This window comes from Cognatilysobacter tabacisoli (genome assembly GCF_003586305.1).
GTDB classification, from domain to species: domain Bacteria; phylum Pseudomonadota; class Gammaproteobacteria; order Xanthomonadales; family Xanthomonadaceae; genus Cognatilysobacter_A; species Cognatilysobacter_A tabacisoli.
Genome location: NZ_QXJI01000001.1, coordinates 723,253 through 739,146, shown reverse-complemented (window position 1 = coordinate 739,146; position 15,894 = coordinate 723,253). Strand labels below are relative to the sequence as shown.

Sequence of the window (15,894 nt, the reverse complement as noted above, 5' to 3'; positions counted from 1 at the left end):
CGGGAGGCGCCCTGCGCGGTTAGGCGGGGCGGCCGAACACCAGCGCGGCGTTGGTGCCGCCGAAGCCGAAGCTGTTCGACATCACCGCGTCGACCTGAGCGTCGAGGGTCTCGCGCAGGATCGGGAAACCTTCGGCCCGCTCGTCCAGCGTCGTGATGTTCGCCGAGCCGGCCAGGAACCCGCCGCGCATCATCAGCAGGCAGTAGATCGCCTCGTGCACGCTGGCCGCGCCGAGCGAGTGGCCCGACAGCGCCTTCGTCGACGACAGCGGCGGGACGTCGGTGCCGAACACCGCGCGCACCGCTTCCAGCTCGGTCACGTCGCCGAGCGGCGTCGACGTGCCGTGCGTGTTGAGGTAGCCGATGCGGCGGTCGACGCCCTCCATCGCCATGCGCATGCAGCGCACCGCGCCCTCGCCGCTCGGCGCGACCATGTCGGCGCCGTCGGAGGTCACGCCATAGCCGAGCAGTTCGGCATGGATCGTCGCGCCACGGGCGCGCGCGTGCTCGTAGTCCTCGAGCACCAGCATGCCGCCGCCGCCGGCGATGACGAAGCCGTCGCGGTCGGCGTCGTACGGACGCGACGCCACTGCCGGCGTGTCGTTGAAGTGGGTCGACAGCGCGCCCATCGCATCGAACTGGCAGGTCATGCCCCAGTGGACTTCCTCGCCGCCGCCGGCGAACACGATGTCCTGCGCGCCGTGGCGGATCAGGTCCGCCGCCGCGCCAATGCAGTGTGCCGACGTCGCGCACGCGGCCGACAGCGAATAGCTGACGCCCTTGATCGCGTACGCCGTCGCCAGCGCCGCCGACACGGTCGAACACATCGTCCGGGGCACCATGTACGGGCCGACCTTGCGCACGCCGCGCTCGCGCAGCAGGTCGGCGGTTTCGATCTGCCACTGCGGCGAGCCGCCGCCCGAACCGGCGATCACGCCGGTGCGCGGGTGGCTGACCTGCTCGACGCTCAGGCCCGCATCGGCGATTGCGTCGCGCATCGACACCGCCGCGTACGCGGCCGCATCGCCCATGAAGCGCTTCTGCTTGCGGTCGATCGCGGCGTCCAGGTCGATCACCGGTACGCCGGCGACGTGGCTGCGCAGCCCGCGCTCGGCCTGTTCGGGTCGGAAGGTGATGCCGGCGCGCTGTTCGCGCAGCGACGCGGACACGCTGTCCGCGTCATTGCCGAGGCACGACACGATGCCCAGGCCGGTGACGACGACGCGGCGCATCAGAAGCCCTCGGTCGAAGTGAACAGGCCGACGCGCAGGTCCTTGGCCGTGTAGATCTCGCGGCCGTCGACCGAGGTCGTGCCGTCGGCGATCACCAGCGCAAGCTTCCCGCGCATCACCCGGCGGATGTCGATCTGGTAGCTGACCACCTTCGCGTGCGGCAGCACCTGCCCGGTGAACTTGACCTCGCCGACGCCGAGCGCGCGGCCGCGACCGCCCTCGCCCAGCCACGGCAGGTAGAAGCCGGTCAGCTGCCACATCGCGTCCAGCCCGAGGCAGCCGGGCATCACCGGGTCGCCCTCGAAATGGCAGGCGAAGAACCACAGGTCCGGGGTGATGTCGAGTTCGGCGCGGATCTCGCCCTTGCCGTACTTCCCGCCGTCGGTGGCGATGTGGGTGATGCGATCGAACATCAGCATCGGCGGGGCCGGCAGGCGCGCGTTGCCGGGGCCGAACACCTCACCGCGGGCGACCGCGAGCAGCTGCTCGCGCGTGAAGGAGGACGGGAGCGACGAAGACGGAAGCGACATGGGGGAGTTCATTGATTGCACGTGCGGCGGGAGCGTCCCGCAAGGCCTTCTACTTTGAGGCCTGCCGCGCCCATTTGTCTGTACGCGGGCGTAGGTTTGCGACCAATGGACAACGGTTCAGCCCGGCATGCCAAGCCGCGTCGGGAACCCGCGCAGTGGCCGCGCAGCAGCGGAGTCGCCAGTTCACGACTCGCTCGTTCGCACCACTCAATGCGCGCGAGCGCACCTGTCCACGCATGCCGTCAACCGGCGATCGCACGCACAAAAAAGGCCGGACCCCGTTGCAGCGGGACCCGGCCAGTTCTGTTGAAGATGGTGGAGGTGGGGGGAATTGAACCCCCGTCCGAAGGCACTCCATCCCCGGCACTACATGCTTAGCGCTCCGTTGGATCTCGCCCCCGGACAGCACGGCGCGCAAAGCGCATCCAGGGACCAGCCTGTTTTGGGTTAACCGGGCGCTGACAGGCAACCACTCCCGGCGATTCCGTGATGATGACCCTACGCAGCGAGCACGGACACAAGCTGTTTCGGGGCTTACGCCTTAAGCGGCGAGAGCGTAGTTGTCGTCGTTGGCAACTAGAGTTTTGCAGCTGGATTTACGAGGAAAGCTACCCCCTCGGCATGCGCCAGGCGATTTCGCGACCCCCGTCGAAGCCAGTGCACCCCCGGGGACAGCTGTTCGCTGACGCAGCCAGTATAGGGTCGCGACCGGGGTTCACAAGGGCGCGCGGGCCCGCCTGCGGCGTGCGTTCACGTCCGGCGATCGGCGCGGCGCGCCTTCACGCCCTTGCGCCGACCTCCGCGATCGCCCCATCGGCGCACACGACCACGCGCGTGCCCTCGCCGGCCGGAATCGGCGCGCCGCCGGTGAACGCCGAGAACGCCGGCAGGACCGTCGTGCCCTCGCCGAGCCAGAACGCCGGCCAGCGCCGCATGCCCAATCCGGGCAGGCGCACCCACGGGTGCAGGTGCCCGCAGACCACGTGCAGCGGCGAGGCTGCGGGCTCGTGGCGCAGGGCGAACGGGCCGGCGTCGATGCCGCGACCGAGCATCGCGATGCCCAGACGCGCGTCGGCGAGCGCGCGGTCGTGGTTGCCGATCACCGCGGCCACGTCGAGCGCGGTATGCGCGTCGCGCCACGCGGCCCACGTGGCGCGCCAGCCGACGTCGTGCACAGCGCCGTGCAGCACGTCGCCGAGTATCCACAGCGAACGCGGTTCGAAATGACGCACCAGCCGGTCGAGCCGGGCGAGGTCGTCGCGGGTGCCGCCGCTGGGCACGGCGACGCCGGCGCGGCGGAACGCATCGCCCTTGCCCAGGTGCAGGTCGGCGATCATCAGCGAGCCGCCGCGCGGCCAGTACAGGGCGCGATCGGCGTGCAGCACCACCGGCTCGCCGGCGAGCGCGAGGTGGAGTTCAGCGGCCACGCGCGCCTCCGCCGTGCCGCTGCTCGAGCTGCGCCGCCGCGCGCTGGACACGTGCCTGCCAGTCCTCGGTGCTGAGCTGGCCGCGCATGCCCTCGGCCCACAGCGGGAACGACAGCGGCGTCAGCGATTTCGGCCGGACCAGCACCAGCCCGCGCGCCGCGCCGTCGCGCAGCGCCGCGCGCATGCGCTCGGCGTCGAGGTGGTGCGCCTGCACCTCGCGCTCGGCCAAGGCCAGCAGCACGTGGTCGGGGTCGTACCGCTGCAGCACGTCGAAGATCAGCCCGCTCGACGCCTGCAGCTGGCGCATCGAGCGCGGGCTGCGGCCCGGCAGCGACGGCGGCAGCAGGCCGGCGATCCGGGCGATGTCGCGGAACTGGCGGCGCGCGAGCTCGGCGAGGTTGAAGCCCTCGCGCAGGTCGTCGAGCAGTCCGTCCTCGCGCAGCCAGTCGCGCACGGTCGCCTCATCGAGTTCGCCCGGCGCGGCCGGCGACAGCACCAGGCCGTAGTCGTTCGCGGCGAAGCCGAACGTGGTGCGGTGGCTGCGACCCCAGCGCAATGCGAACAGTGCCGCGAGCCCTTCGTGCAGTTGGCGGCCGGCAAACGGGTAAACGAACACGTGCTGGCCGTCGCGCGCGCGGACGACCTCGCACAGCAGCCGGCCCGGACCGGGCAGCGCGGAGGCCCGCTGCTGCAGATCGAGCAGCGGCGCGACCGCGCGCAGCTCCGGCACGTCGGGGCGTTCGTCGAGCAGGCGCTCGACCTCGTGCGCGAGCGCCGACGACAGCGGCAGGCGTCCGCCGACCCAGCGCGGCACCTGCCCGTCGCCGGCCTTCGCCAGCCGCACATACGCGGTCATCTGGTCGACCCGCGCCAGCTCCAGCGTGCGCCCGGCGAACTGGAAGCGGTCGCGGGGCCGCAGCCGCGCGATGAAGCCCTCCTCGACCGAGCCGAGCGAGCCACCGCGCAGGAAGCGTACCGAGATCGCGCCGTCGCTGGTGATCGTGCCGACCGAGAGCCGGTGGCGCAGCGCGATGCGCCGGTCCTCGACCCGGTACACGCCGTGGTCGTCGACGACCACGCGCCGATACTCCGGATAGTGCTCGAGCGCGCGACCGCCCTGCACGATGAAGTCGAGCACCGCCCGCCATTCCGAGCGCTCCAGCGCAGCGAAGGCGTGCGTGCCGCGGACCTCGTCGAACAGCGCGTCGGCGGTGAAGCCGCCGCCGAGCGCCAGCGTCACGCAGTGCTGCGCAAGCACGTCGAGGCTCAGCGTCGGCGGCTCGCGCGCCTCGATCCGCCCGCTGGCGATGGCCGCGCGCGCGGCGGCGTACTCGACCAGCTCCAGCGTGTTCGACGGCACGCACAGCACGTGGCCGGCCTCGCCGGGCCGGTGGCGCGCGCGGCCGGCGCGCTGCAGCAGCCGCGCCATGCCCTTCGGGCTGCCGAGCTGGAACACCTGGTCGACCGCCGGGAAGTCCACGCCGAGGTCGAGGCTCGACGTCGCGACGACCGCGCGCAGCGTGCCGTCGCGAAGGCCCTGCTCCACGCCGGCCCGCAGCTTCGGATCGAGCGAGCCGTGGTGCAGCGCCAGAGTCGCGGGGTCGTCGGGCCACACCGCGGTGAGCGCGCGGTGCCACAGCTCGGCCTGCGCGCGGGTGTTGGTGAACAGCAGGCTGGTGCCGGCGGTCATGACCCGCTCGACCACGCGCGGCAGCTGCGACAGGCCGAGGTGGCCCGCCCACGGGAACCGCTCACCCTGGTCGGGCAGCAGGCTCTCGAGCGTCAACGCGCGCGGCGCGACGCCGGAGACGACGGCCGAATCGGGCGCGTGCGGCAGCAGCACGTCGCGCGCCTGGTCGAGGTTGCCGATCGTCGCCGACAGCCCCCACGTACGCAGCGCCGGCGCCAGCGCGCGCAGCCGCGCCAGGCACAGCTGCAGCAGCACGCCGCGCTTGCTGCCGATCAGTTCGTGCCACTCGTCGACCACCACGCACCGCAGCGACGCCAGGTGCGCGCCGGTGTCCGGGTACGACAGCAGCAGCGCGAGCGACTCGGGGGTGATCACCAACACGTCGAGCCTGCCGGCGCGCGCCAGCCGCTTGTCGCGCGCGCTCGCGTCGCCGGTGCGCAGGCCGACGCGCCAGCCGAGCCCGAGCCCGTCGAGCGGTTCCTGCAGCGCACGCGCGGTGTCGTTGGCGAGCGCGCGCAGCGGCGTGACCCACAGCACACGCGTGACGCCGGGCTTGCCGGGCGCCGCCAGCGCCTCGATCAGCGGACCGCCGATCGCCGCGAGCGTCTTGCCGCTGCCCGTCGGCGTGTGCAGCAGTCCCGATTCGCCGGCGAGGTAGCGTCGCCAGACCTCGCGCTGGAACCCCAGCGGCTTCCAGCCGCGATCGGCGAACCACGCCCGCATCGTGGCGTTGGCCGCGGTGACGCCGCGGCGGCTCGCCCGCACGGGCGGCGCGTCGGCCTTCACGACGCCAGCGCCCGCAGGGTCTCGAGCCGGTCGGCCTCGGCGGCGGGCTTGTCGTGCCGCCAGCGCAGGATCCGCGGGAAGCGCACTGCGATCCCGGACTTGTGCCGGGGCGAACGGTTGACGCCTTCGAATCCGAGTTCGAACACCTGCACCGCATCGACCGAGCGCACCGGGCCGAAGCGCTCGCGCGTGTGGGCGCGGATCCAGCGGTCGAGCGTGGCGATCTCCTTGTCGTCGAGGCCCGAGTACGCCTTGGCGACCGGCACCAGCGCGTCGCCGTCCCACAGCGCGAACGTGTAGTCGGTGTACAGCGTGCTGCGGCGGCCGTGGCCGGACTGCGCGTAGACCAGCACGGCGTCGATCGTCAGCGGGTCGACCTTCCACTTCCACCAGTCGCCGCGCTTGCGGCCCATCTGGTACGGCGACGCGCGACGCTTGAGCATCAGCCCTTCGACGCCCCGCTCGCGCGAAGCCTCACGCAGCTGCGCCGCGTGCGCCCAGTCGTCGGCGCGGACCGTCGGCGACAGCGCGATGGCCGGATCGTCCAGCGCGTCCACGAGTTCGGCCAGCGCCGTGCGCCGCGCGTCCAGCGGGCGCTCGCGCAGGTCGACGCCGTCCAGCTCGAGCAGGTCATACGCCAGCACCCTCGCCGGCGCGTCGGCCAGCGACTTCGGCCCGGGCTTGCGCCGCTGGATCCGCGTCTGCAGCGCGGTGAACGGCAGCGGCTGCGCTTCGCCTGCGCGCCACGCCATCAGCTCGCCGTCGATGACCGCGTCGCGCGCCAGTCGCAGCGCGGCGCGTTCGATTTCCGGGAAGCGCCCGTCGAGGCGCTCCTCGCCCCGCGACCACAGCGCGGTTTCGCCGGCGCGGCGGATCAGCTGCAGGCGGATGCCGTCCCACTTCCACTCGAGCAGCCAGTCGTCGATCGCACCGAGCGCGGCCGGTTCGCCATCGATCGGCGACGCCAGGAAAAACGGGTACGGCTGCTGGCGGTCGGACGGCAGCTCGTCGGGATGCAGCAGGTCGCGCAGGAATTCCGGCGACGGCTCCCAGCGGCCGAACATGCGCTGCGCGATCCGTGCGATGTCGAGGCCCGAGAACTCGGCCAGCGCCTGCTGCACGACCCGCGTCGACACGCCGACGCGCAGCGCGCCGGTCATCAGCTTGTTGAACACCAGCCGCTGCGCGTACGGCAGCGTCCGCCACGCGTCGACGACCACGTCGCGCCGCACGTCGGCGGCCTCCCCGGCCACGGCGCGGAGCCGCGCCACCCACTCGTGCAGCGGCCGGTCGACCGGCGCCGTCGCCGGATCCTCGAGCAGCAGCGCGAGCGTCTCGGCCAGGTCGCCAACGTGCGCGTAGTTGTCCTCGACCAGCCACAGCGGCAGGCCGCTGGCCTCGACGATCCAGTCGCGCAGCTCGGTGCTGTTCGCGATGCGCGCCAGCTTGCCGCCGGACAGCAGCCACAGGCCCCACACCGCGTCCTCCGGCGGCGCGTCGCGGAAATAGGCGACGAGGGCCGCGCGCTTGTCCAGCGTCGCGGTGCTCCGGTCGAGCGCCTCGAACAGGGCGGCAAAACGGCGCATCAGTCCTCGCCGCCGTAGTCGGTGCGGAACGCCTCCGCAGCGACGCCCTGCTCGTTGAGCGCGCGCAGGATCGCGTCGGTGTTGCCATGCGTGGCGATGACCCGCGAGGCGCCGGTATCGCGTACGGTCGCCAGCAGCGCCGGCCAGTCCGCGTGGTCGGAGACGATGAAGCCGCGGTCGACGTTACGTCGGCGGCGGTTGCCGCGCACCCGCATCCACCCGGACGCGAACCCGGTCTGCGCGCGCCGGAAGCGGCGCATCCACGCGCTGCCCGCGGCGGACGGCGGAGCCAGCACGAGCCGGCCCGCGTGGTCGGCGGCCTTGCCGGCCTCGGCCAGCGTTTCGGTCGGCGGCAGCGCGATGCCCGCCTGCCGGTACACCTCGACGCCGGTCGCGATCGCGCCGTGCAGCAGCACCGGCGCGTCGAGCACGGGCGCCAGTTCGGCCAGCAGCCGCTGCGCCTTGCCGAGCGCGTAGCAGAAGATCACCGCCGCGTCGCCACGCGCCGCGCACTCCTCACGCCACACGGCGACCTCGCCCACCACGTCGCGCATGTCCGGCCAGCGGTAGACCGGCAGCGCGAACGTGGCTTCGGTGATAAACGTGTCGCACGGCACCACCTCGAACGGGTCACAGGTCGGGTCGTGCTGCCGCTTGTAGTCGCCGGACGCGACCCAGACCTGGCCGTCGGCTTCGATGCGCACTTGCGCCGAGCCGAGCACGTGACCGGCCGAATGCAGCGACACACGCGCGCCACCGAGTTCGAACGGCTGCCCGTACTCGTGGGCGCTTACGGTCTGGTCGCCGAGGCGCCAGCGCAGGATCGGCAGAGACGCGGCGCTGGCGTGGTATTCGCCCATTCCGGTTCGGGCATGATCGGCGTGGCCGTGGGTGATCACGGCGCGCGGCACCGGCAGCCAGGGATCGATGTGGAAGTCACCCGCGGGGCAGTAGAGACCCTCGCGGCGCAACACGATCAGGTCGGAACGCGCGGGCATCGGCAGGGTCGCGGGCTTGCATCGGGCATGCTTGCATTACGCGACAGCGCGCGTGACGGACGCAGCACGGCCGCTCCGACGAACGCGCCAACGAAGAAGGCGAGGCGGTTGCCCGCCTCGCCTTCGGTCTATTGCGTCGTAGTGCAGCGCCTCGGACCGTCGCGGCTGCGCCGCGACGATCCAGCCGCCGTTACGAACGGATCGGGACCAGCGTGATCTCGACGCGGCGGTTCTGCGCGCGGCCCGATTCGGTTTCATTGCTCGCGACTGGACGGCTCTCGCCGGCTCCGACCACGATGAAGCGGTCGCGCATCAGACCCTTCGAGCCGAGGTAGCTGCTGACCGCGTTGGCGCGCTGCTCGGACAGGCGCTGGTTGTAGGCATCCGTGCCGACGCTGTCGGTGTGGCCGGCCACCTCGACGATCGTCTGGTTGTACTCGTTGAGGGTGCGCGCGACGTTGTCGAGCACCGGGTAGAACTGCGGCTGCAGCTGCGCGCTGTCGAAGCCGAAGGTGATGTTGCTCGGCATGTTCAGGGTGATGTTGTCGCCCTGCCGCACGACCTCGACGCCGGTGCCGGCCATGCTTTCGCGCAGCGCACGCTCCTGGCGGTCCTGGTAGTTGCCGATCGCGCCGCCGGCAAGGCCGCCGACGCCGGCGCCGACCAGCGCGCGCTGGCGGCGCTCGGTGGCGTCATCGCCGCTGAGCAGGCCGGCCACTGCGCCGACGGCCGCGCCGATCAGGGCGCCGCGGCTGGTCTTGCTCATGCCCTGCTGGTTCGGGTCCTGGTTGGACGGGTACTGCTGGCCGTAGCCACCGGTGGTCGCGCAGCCGACGAGCATGGCGGAGGTGACGGCGGCGGCGAGTGCGAGCTTGATCTGGGTCTTCATGGCGTTCCTCGTTGGGGGCGATCCACCCGCTTTTTGGAGCCGGGCTGAATGCGGTGGCGCCAAGCTAAGCACGCGTCCGTCGCGGCCGGGTGACGGGGTCGCCGGCCTATTCAGCTTCCGGCAGGCATCGCGGCCGGAACCAGCGCGGCGGCCCCGCGTGCGTCGAGCCGGTGGTCCCAGTTACCCATCAGCGCCAGGTACAGCAGTTTGTCGAACTCGCTGCCGAAGCGGCGGATCACCGCGTCCGGATCCGGAATCAGCTTGGCGTCGGCGATCAGGCCGAAGTGCACGCGCCCGTTGTAGCTGAGGATCGAGATGCCCAGCCCGATCGACCCGGTCTGCGGCACCCAGAACATCATTTCGCGCACTTCGCAGCCGGCCATGAACAGCGGCTGCTGCGGGCCAGGCACGTTGGTGGCCACGGCGCTGGCCTTGCGGCTGAACAGCTCCAGCGCCAGACCCTGCACCGGCGACGGCGCCATGCCGAGCGCGGCGAGCAGGCCGAACGCGACGATCGCCTGGCGCGAGCCCTTCAGCTGCTGCATGCATTCGGCCACGCGCTCGACGCGGCGGATCGGGTTGTCCTCGCCGATCGGCAGCTCGAGGAACACCAGCCCGAAATGGTTGCCGAGCTGCCGGGCGTGCTCGAGCGGCCGCAGGTTGACCGGCACCGTCGCGCGCAGGGTCAGTCCGTCGACCGCATCGCCGCGTTCGATCATGTAGTCGCGCAGCGCGCCGGCGGCCGTCGCCATCAGGATGTCGTTGACCGTGCAGTCGCACGCGCGTCCAACCGCCTTGACCTCCTCGAGGTCGAGCGGCTCGGCCCAGGCCACCCGCTTGCTGACGCCGAGCTTGCCGCGCAGCAGCGACGGCGGGTCGTCGGGCAGGGCGAGCGCGTGCAGCAGCTCGCGGGCGATCTCGCCGCCTTCCTTCGCCAGCACGCCCGCCAGGCTCGGGTCGCGGTACATCTCCATGCCCTTCTCGACGACCTTGCTGCCGAGCTTCATGTAGCGGTCGACCGCGCCCACCCGCCGGGCAACGTGGGCATGCTCGTGCTTGAGCCAAGTCTTGGCCAGGTCGGCGTCGCGGGCGGGATTGCGTTCCGTGTCGGTCAGCGACAGCAGCACCTGCACCAGCGCCATGCCGTCGGCGTAGCTGTGGTGGATGCGCGCGATCAACGCCGAACCGCTGCCGTATCGCTCGACCAGCTGGAACTGCCACAGCGGGCGGCTGTGGTTCAGCGGCGTCGACGCGAGCTGGCTGACGTGCCGCTCCAGCGCGCGCTTGCCGCCGCGACCGGGCAGCGCGGCCTCCTGCACGTGCCAGTCGAGGTCGAAATGCTCATCGGTCTGCCACGACGCCCCGGCTGCCGTGTCGACCGCCTTCTGCCGGAACCGCCGGTACGCGAGGAAGCGGTCCTTGATGACGCGGCGCAGGCGGTCGATCGACATCGGCTCGGCGAACATCAGCACGCCGGTGATCATCATCGGATTGGTCGGCCGCTCCATCCGCAGCCACGCGGTGTCGACCTTGGACATCGGCTCGCGCCGCGGCGCGCGGGGCGCACGACGCGCGTTGCCGCGGGGTTTTGCAGTGGCCATGCGCCCTCCCAGGCTGAGGCCCGAGTGAAGCATCGCGGGTGCACAGCGTCAACGCGCCGGCGCCGCTCCGGCGCGCGTCTCAGTGCGGGCCCGACACCTTCGAGTACGCGGCCAGCGCCCCCTCGCGCCCGGCGGCGAGATCGACCAGCGGCTTGCCCGGGTAGTCGGGCGCATGGCGGCGCAGCAGGTCCGGGTGCTCCCACGGCGCGAACCGGGCCGGCACCGGCAGCGGCGCGAGCTCCGGCACCCAGCGCGCGATGTAGGCGCCGTCCGCGTCGAACTTCTCCGCCTGCGACACCGGGTTGAACACGCGGAAGTACGGCGCGGCGTCGGCGCCGGTGCCGGCGGTCCACTGCCAGCCCTGCGTGTTGTTGGCCAGGTCGGCGTCGACCAGGGTGTCCCAGAACCAGCGCGCGCCGTGCTCCCAGTGCATGCGCATGTGCTTGGTCAGGTAGCTGGCGACGATCATCCGCACCCGGTTGTGCATCCAGCCGGTGTGCCAGAGCTCACGCATGCCGGCATCGACGATGGGCACACCGGTGCGCCCGCGCTGCCACGCCGCCAGCGCCTCGGCGCGCGGCGGCGCCCACGGGAAGTCCTCGAAGCGCGGGTTGAGGTTGCGCTCGGGCGTGTGCGGGAAATGGTGCAGCAGGTGGTACGAGAACTCGCGCCAGCCGAGCTCGCGGACGAAGTGTTCGCGTTCGGCGGCCGGCACGTCGGCGTCGCGGGCGGCCAGCGCGGCGCGGCGCGGCGAGATTTCGCCGAAGTGCAGGTGCGGCGACAGCCGGGACGTGTGGCGCTGCGACGGCACGTCGCGGCCGCGGTGGTAGTGCGCCAGGCCCTCGGCGACGAAGCGCGCGAGCGCGGCGCGCGCGCCGGCCTCGCCGGGCGTGAACCGGTCCCAGAACCCGGCATCCCAGCCGAGCGCCGGCCGCAGCGACAGCGCATCGAGCGCGACGCCGTCCGGCACCGTCGCGTCGTCGTCCGGCGCCGGCAGGTGCGCGGGCGCGTCCCACAGCGGCACGTCGCGCCACTGCGACAGCGCCGATTTCCAGAACGGGGTGAACACCCGGTACGGGTCGCCCTGCTTGGTCTGCAGGTCCCACGGCTCAAACAGCAGCGCGCCGTTGAAGCTCTCCGCGCGCACGCCCTGCCCGCGCAGCGTGCGCTTGATCTTCGTGTCGCGCGCCTCGATCGCCGGCTCGTAGCGGCGATTCCAGAACACCGCTTCGGCGCCGGTCACCGCGACCAGCGACTGCAGCGTCGCCAGTGCCGGGCCCGCGAACAACCGCAGGCGCGAACCGCGTTCGCGCAGCGACGCGTCCAGCGCGGCCAGCGACCCGTGCCGCCACGCATCGGAGGCCGCGCCGGGCGTCCACGCGCCCTCCTCGTCCGGCGCGTGGATGTGCACCGGGATCGGCACGTAGCCGCCGTCGAGCGCCGCGCGCAGCGCCGGGTTGTCGTCCAGCCGCAGGTCGTCGCGGAACCAGACCAGCGCGAACCCCATCAGCTGCCCCGCACGTACGGCCGCACCGCGAGGAAGCCGCCGTCCAGTCCGACGACCTGCCCGCTGATCCAGCCGGCATCGTCGGAGACGAGGAACGCGGCGAGCGCGGCGGCATCATCGGCGCTGCCGTGGCGCCCGAGCGGGTACTGCGCGGCGATGGCCTTGCGGCTGGCTTCGGCGGCGACCAGCTTGGCGGTGGCCGGCGTCTCCATCAGCCCGGGCGCGATCGTGTTGACGCGCAGGCCGATGCCGGCGAAGTCGGCGGCCAGCGACCGCGTCAGCGCTTCGATGCCGCCCTTGGCGATCGCGATCGCCGCGTGGTTGGCCACACCGATGCCGGCCGCGACCGAGCTGAAGAACAGCAGCGACCCGGCGCGCTTGAGCGGCTGCAGCTGCGCGGTGTAGGCCTTGGCGACGAAGAAGGCGCTGTCGAGGTTGGCGGCGAGGCAGTCGCGGTACTGGGCCTCGCTGGTGCGCCCGATCGGCGCGATCAGGATCGCGCCGGCGCAGTTCACCACCGCATCGGGCGGCGCGCCGAAGGCCTCGGTGGCGGCGGCCAGCGCCTGCGCGGCGCCCGCCTCGCTCGACACGTCCGAGCCGATGACCACGTCCTTGACCGTGCCGTCGATCCGAGCCGCATCGCGCCCGACCAGCGCCAATCGCCAGCCCTGCGCGCGCAAACGTGCGGCGAGCGCTGACGCGACACCGCCGCTGGCTCCGGTGATCAGGCAGGTCGGCATGGCGGGACTCCTCGGGACGGGCTACAGGATGGGATGCAGTCGGCCTGCGAGATTCGCACGTCAGTCCGCCGCGGATGCAGTCGGGGCGTCGACCGACGTCTTTGCGAGCAGCGCGCGGATCGTCGCGGCCCGCTCCCGGATCGCGTGCAGCCGCTCGGCCGGAACGCGGTCGAGGTTGCGCCACTGCATGCCGGCGCGCGGGTGGTCGCGAAAGCGCGCGGCGTGGCGGTCGAGGAAATCCCAGTACAGCGTGGTGAACGGGCACGCGTCGTCGCCGACGGCCTCCTCCGGCCGGTAGCGGCAGCCGGCGCAGTAGTTGGACATGCGCTTGATGTACTGGCCGCTGGCGGCGTACGGCTTGGAGACCATCCGCCCGCCGTCGGCGTACTGGCTCATGCCGAGCACGTTCGGCAGCTCGACCCACTCGACCGCATCGACGTAGACCGCCAGGTACCACGCGTGGATCTCGCGCGGGCGCACACCGACCAGCAGCGCGAACAGTCCGGTGACCATCAGCCGCTGGATGTGGTGGGCGTAGCCGAGCGACAGCGTCTGCCCGACCGCGTCGCGCAGGCAGGCCATGTGGGTTTGGCCGGTCCAGAACAGGCCCGGCAGCGGCTGGTCCGCGCCGAGCGCGTTGTCGTCGAGGAACCCCGGCATGCGCAGCCAGTACACGCCGCGCACGTACTCGCGCCAGCCGATCACCTGGCGCACGAAGCCCTCGACCGCCGCCAGCGGCGCCTCGCCGCGCGCGTGGGCGGCGACGGCGGCGCGCACGACGTCGCGCGGCGACAGCAGCTTGAGGTTCATCGCCGCCGACAGGCGCGCGTGGTACAGCCACGGCTCGCCCGCCCACATCGCGTCCTGGTGGTCGCCGAACTTCGCCAGCCGGTGCGCGACGAAGTCGTCCAGCGCCTCGCGTGCCTGCACCGGGGTCAGCGGCCAGTCGAAGTCGTCGAGCGAACCCGGGTGCGCGGCGAACCGCCGCTCGACCAGCGCGACCACCTCTCGGGTCACCGCGTCGTGGCCGAAGCGCGCGGGCGGCGGCACGTCGCCCGGCCCGGCCTTGCCGAACGCCTTGCGGTTCTCGGCATCGAAGTTCCAGCGCCCGCCGACCGGCTGGTCGCCGTCCATCAGCACGTCCTCGCGCCGACGGATCCACCGGTAGAAGTGCTCCATCCGCAGCTCGCGCCGGCCGCGCGCCCAGTCGGCGAAGTCGTCGATGTCGCAGTAGAAGTGGGTGTCGGGCCGTTCGCTCCAGTTCGCGCCCGCCGCGCGCGCGACGTCGGGCAGCGACTGCGCGAGCCGCCATTCGCCGGGACGGACCGCGATCACCCGCTGCGGGCGCAGCGCGTCGAGGTCCGCCGCCAGCGCGGCCTCCAGCGTCGGGTGGTCGTGCTCGTCGAGCGCGCGGTACTCGACGCGGAAGCCGCGCGCCCGCAGCGCGTCGCGGAAGTGGCGCATCGCCGCGAGGAACACCGCGATCCGCGCCTTCGTGCTCCACACCTGGTTCGATTCGTGCGCGACCTCCGCCATCCACACCGCGTCGCGCGCCGGGTCGAAGCCTTCGAAGGCGGTGCTGTCCGGGTCGAGCTGGTCGCCGAGCACGAGGACGAGGTGGCGGACGGTCGCCTCCATCCGGGCCGCTCAGCCGGCGGCCGCGTCGGCGGTGGGCGCGGTGCCGCCCCGGTACTCGCGCGGGATCCGGTCGTTGAGGCCCACCAGGATTTCGTACGGGATCGTGCCGGCGCGCCGGGCGACGTCCTCGGCACCGATGACCTGCCCGTCCTGTTCTCCGATCAGCACGACCTCGTCCTCGTTCCACGCGCTGTCGTGGCCGATGTCGACCATGAACTGGTCCATGCAGATCCGGCCGACGATCGGATAGCGACGGCCGCGGACCAGCACCTCGCCGCGCGACGACAGCGATCGCGGGAAGCCGTCGCCGTAGCCGATCGGCACCGTGACCACGCGCGTGTCGGCGCTCGGCGCCCAGGTCGCGCCATAGCTGACCGGGTTGCCGGCCTTGACGACCTTGAAGTAGACGACGCGCGACGACAGCGACAGCGCCGGTCGCACGTCCACCGTCGCCCGCGACGCCGGGTCCGGCAGCACGCCGTACAGCGCGATGCCGGGGCGGACCATGTCGAGCCACGTCGCGGGGAAATGCAGCACGCCGCCGGAGTTGGCGAGGTGGCGCAGCGGCATCGGCGCGCCGATCCGCTCGATGTGGGCGCAGGCGTCGGCGAAGCGTGCGACCTGCTGGTCGGTCATCGGCGAGTCCGGGTCGTCCGCGCACGCCAGGTGCGAGTAGATGCCCTTCAGCACGCACCAGCGCGACGCCACCGCGGCCTCGATGAAGGCCCGCGCCGAGTAGCTGTGGACGCCGATTCGTTCCATGCCGGTGTCGACCTTCAGGTGCACCACCGCCTTGCGCCCCAGCGACTCGGCCGCGCCCTCGACCTGGCGCAGCTTGTCGAGCGACGAGACGGTGATCTCGAGGTCGTGGGCGATGAACTGCGCGACCTGGCGGCCGAAGATGCCGCCCATCACCAGCACCGGCGTGGTGATGCCCGCGCGGCGCAGCGCGATGCCCTCCTCGACGAACGCGACGCCGAGCTGCTCGACGCCCTGGGCCTGCAGGTGGCGGGCCACCGGCACCAGCCCGTGCCCGTAGGCGTTGGCCTTGACGATGCCCATGACCGGCACGCCGACGTGCGCGCGGATCGCGTGGAGGTTGTGCGCGATGCGGTCCAGGTCGACCGCGATGCGGGTCGGCCGTTCGCTGGCGGTCGGGGGCTGGCCGGGCGGCTCGTGCACGGGGTCCAACGGGTTGGCGGGCGTTGGGCCCATTCTAAGCGGCCCGCGCGCGGGCCCGCCGGCGTGCCAGCGCGGGAGCGTGACGGCCG

General features: G+C 72.5%; 12 protein-coding genes and 1 other RNA gene. All 13 read right to left on the bottom strand.

Annotated features, from left to right (window positions below; translation table 11 throughout):
* Positions 1-19 precede the first annotated feature (19 nt).
* The 13 genes from fabB to alr all read right to left on the bottom strand — a co-directional run bounded on the left by fabB (position 20) and on the right by alr (position 15,805).
* On the bottom strand, positions 20-1,231 hold the full coding sequence (fabB, locus tag D3A60_RS07950) for a beta-ketoacyl-ACP synthase I (protein ID WP_119718161.1): 1,212 nt from the start codon (positions 1,229-1,231) through the stop codon (positions 20-22).
* Positions 1,231-1,761, bottom strand: a complete 531-nt coding sequence (fabA, locus tag D3A60_RS07945) for a 3-hydroxyacyl-[acyl-carrier-protein] dehydratase FabA (protein ID WP_119718160.1) — start codon at positions 1,759-1,761, stop codon at positions 1,231-1,233. Before fabA ends, fabB begins: the two co-directional genes overlap by 1 nt.
* Positions 1,762-2,074: 313 nt before the next feature.
* Positions 2,075-2,428, bottom strand: a transfer-messenger RNA (tmRNA) gene (gene ssrA, locus D3A60_RS07940).
* Between the two features lie 112 nt (positions 2,429-2,540).
* Positions 2,541-3,188 carry a ligase-associated DNA damage response endonuclease PdeM gene (gene pdeM, locus D3A60_RS07935; protein ID WP_119719033.1) on the bottom strand — a complete coding sequence of 216 codons (648 nt, stop codon included), beginning with the start codon at positions 3,186-3,188 and terminating at the stop codon, positions 2,541-2,543.
* Entirely contained in the window at positions 3,178-5,601 is a 2,424-nt protein-coding gene (locus D3A60_RS07930) for a ligase-associated DNA damage response DEXH box helicase (protein ID WP_119719032.1), read from the bottom strand. The genes pdeM and D3A60_RS07930 overlap by 11 nt, the downstream gene beginning before the upstream one ends.
* Positions 5,602-5,660: 59 nt before the next feature.
* Positions 5,661-7,250: an ATP-dependent DNA ligase gene (locus D3A60_RS07925; RefSeq protein WP_119718159.1), complete on the bottom strand. Its 1,590-nt coding sequence runs from the start codon at positions 7,248-7,250 to the stop codon at positions 5,661-5,663.
* Entirely contained in the window at positions 7,250-8,248 is a 999-nt protein-coding gene (locus D3A60_RS07920) for a ligase-associated DNA damage response exonuclease (RefSeq protein ID WP_119718158.1), read from the bottom strand. Before D3A60_RS07920 ends, D3A60_RS07925 begins: the two co-directional genes overlap by 1 nt.
* Positions 8,249-8,438: 190 nt before the next feature.
* On the bottom strand, positions 8,439-9,137 hold the full coding sequence (locus D3A60_RS07915) for a YiaD family glycine zipper/OmpA-like lipoprotein (RefSeq protein ID WP_119718157.1): 699 nt from the start codon (positions 9,135-9,137) through the stop codon (positions 8,439-8,441).
* A gap of 110 nt (positions 9,138-9,247) precedes the next feature.
* Positions 9,248-10,675: a WS/DGAT/MGAT family O-acyltransferase gene (locus D3A60_RS07910; RefSeq protein WP_231120439.1), complete on the bottom strand. Its 1,428-nt coding sequence runs from the start codon at positions 10,673-10,675 to the stop codon at positions 9,248-9,250.
* A 142-nt stretch (positions 10,676-10,817) separates the two neighbouring features.
* The gene (locus D3A60_RS07905) at positions 10,818-12,245 is read right to left on the bottom strand and encodes a cryptochrome/photolyase family protein (RefSeq protein ID WP_119718155.1); all 1,428 of its coding nucleotides are present in this window, start codon (positions 12,243-12,245) and stop codon (positions 10,818-10,820) included.
* On the bottom strand, positions 12,245-12,985 hold the full coding sequence (locus D3A60_RS07900) for an SDR family NAD(P)-dependent oxidoreductase (protein ID WP_119718154.1): 741 nt from the start codon (positions 12,983-12,985) through the stop codon (positions 12,245-12,247). Before D3A60_RS07900 ends, D3A60_RS07905 begins: the two co-directional genes overlap by 1 nt.
* A 60-nt stretch (positions 12,986-13,045) precedes the next feature.
* The gene (locus tag D3A60_RS07895; RefSeq protein WP_119718153.1) at positions 13,046-14,623 is read right to left on the bottom strand and encodes a cryptochrome/photolyase family protein; all 1,578 of its coding nucleotides are present in this window, start codon (positions 14,621-14,623) and stop codon (positions 13,046-13,048) included.
* 9 nt (positions 14,624-14,632) lie between these two features.
* A complete protein-coding gene (gene alr, locus D3A60_RS07890) occupies positions 14,633-15,805 on the bottom strand; it encodes an alanine racemase (RefSeq protein WP_157981430.1) in 1,173 nt (390 codons plus the stop codon).
* Between the last annotated feature and the right edge of the window lie 89 nt (positions 15,806-15,894).

What these genes read in the sequence shown, in the direction of transcription:
- D3A60_RS07915 (WP_119718157.1), bottom strand. Translation starts at nt 9,137, where the DNA reads ATGAAGACCCAGATCAAGCTCGCACTCGCCGCCGCCGTCACCTCCGCC.
- D3A60_RS07930 (WP_119719032.1), bottom strand. Translation starts at nt 5,601, where the DNA reads ATGCGGGCGTGGTTCGCCGATCGCGGCTGGAAGCCGCTGGGGTTCCAG.
- D3A60_RS07895 (WP_119718153.1), bottom strand. Translation starts at nt 14,623, where the DNA reads ATGGAGGCGACCGTCCGCCACCTCGTCCTCGTGCTCGGCGACCAGCTC.
- D3A60_RS07920 (WP_119718158.1), bottom strand. Translation starts at nt 8,248, where the DNA reads ATGCCCGCGCGTTCCGACCTGATCGTGTTGCGCCGCGAGGGTCTCTAC.
- D3A60_RS07910 (WP_231120439.1), bottom strand. Translation starts at nt 10,675, where the DNA reads ATGTCCAAGGTCGACACCGCGTGGCTGCGGATGGAGCGGCCGACCAAT.
- fabA (WP_119718160.1), bottom strand. Translation starts at nt 1,761, where the DNA reads ATGTCGCTTCCGTCTTCGTCGCTCCCGTCCTCCTTCACGCGCGAGCAG.
- D3A60_RS07905 (WP_119718155.1), bottom strand. Translation starts at nt 12,245, where the DNA reads ATGGGGTTCGCGCTGGTCTGGTTCCGCGACGACCTGCGGCTGGACGAC.
- D3A60_RS07925 (WP_119718159.1), bottom strand. Translation starts at nt 7,250, where the DNA reads ATGCGCCGTTTTGCCGCCCTGTTCGAGGCGCTCGACCGGAGCACCGCG.
- D3A60_RS07900 (WP_119718154.1), bottom strand. Translation starts at nt 12,985, where the DNA reads ATGCCGACCTGCCTGATCACCGGAGCCAGCGGCGGTGTCGCGTCAGCG.
- fabB (WP_119718161.1), bottom strand. Translation starts at nt 1,231, where the DNA reads ATGCGCCGCGTCGTCGTCACCGGCCTGGGCATCGTGTCGTGCCTCGGC.